At 42.0% G+C, this 733-nt stretch carries 1 protein-coding gene; it reads left to right on the top strand.

Annotation, left to right across the window (positions count from 1 at the left end; translation table 11 throughout):
- A partial coding sequence (locus ACRCJ0_RS17375) for a metal ABC transporter solute-binding protein, Zn/Mn family (RefSeq protein ID WP_431391405.1) occupies positions 1-582 on the top strand: 582 nt, incomplete at its 5' end.
- Positions 583-733 lie beyond the last annotated feature (151 nt).

The raw sequence follows: 733 nt of genomic DNA, 5'->3' as shown, positions 1-733 counted from the left end.
GAAGATTTAACGATGGTTGACCAAGACGGGGAAAGCGAAGTAGACCCGCATTTCTGGTTTGATATCACCCTTTACCAAAAAGCGGTGGCTACAGTAGCAGCTGAATTGGTGACTTTAACTGGTGACGAGTCGATCAACGATACGGCGACAGCTTATAAGGAAGAGTTGACTGAATTGGATACCTGGGCGCAAGCAGAAATCGACTCAATTCCTGAAGGTCAACGTTACTTGATTACACCACATGATGCCTTCAACTACTTCTCACAACGTTACGGGATTGAAGTAGTGGCACCACAAGGGATTTCAACACAAGCTGAAGCTTCTAACGCAGATATTTCAACTATTGCAAGCTTTATTGCAGAAAACGAAGTGCCAGCGATCTTTGCTGAATCAACAACTGACCCAGCGCGTATGCAACGTATCCAAGAGGCTGTAAATGCTGATGGTGGCGAAGTGACAGTTGTTTCTGGTGAAGGGCAGGAATTGTTCTCAGATTCACTTGCGAGTGAAGGACAAGAGGGCGATACCTATATCAATATGTTTAAACACAATGTGAACCTAATTGTGTCAAATCTTAAATAGATAAGGTTTAGTAAGATAAATTTTGATGATGTAATGAGAGGATGATAGACAAGATGCCAGCAATAATTAAAGTGGAAGACTTGGCCATGTCTTATGACGACCAACTCGTATTAGAGGATATAAATATTGGCATTAAGGCAAATTCGAAGAC

The organism is Aerococcus sp. L_32 (assembly GCF_050689315.1).
This window is presented reverse-complemented; position numbering and strand designations above follow the sequence as displayed.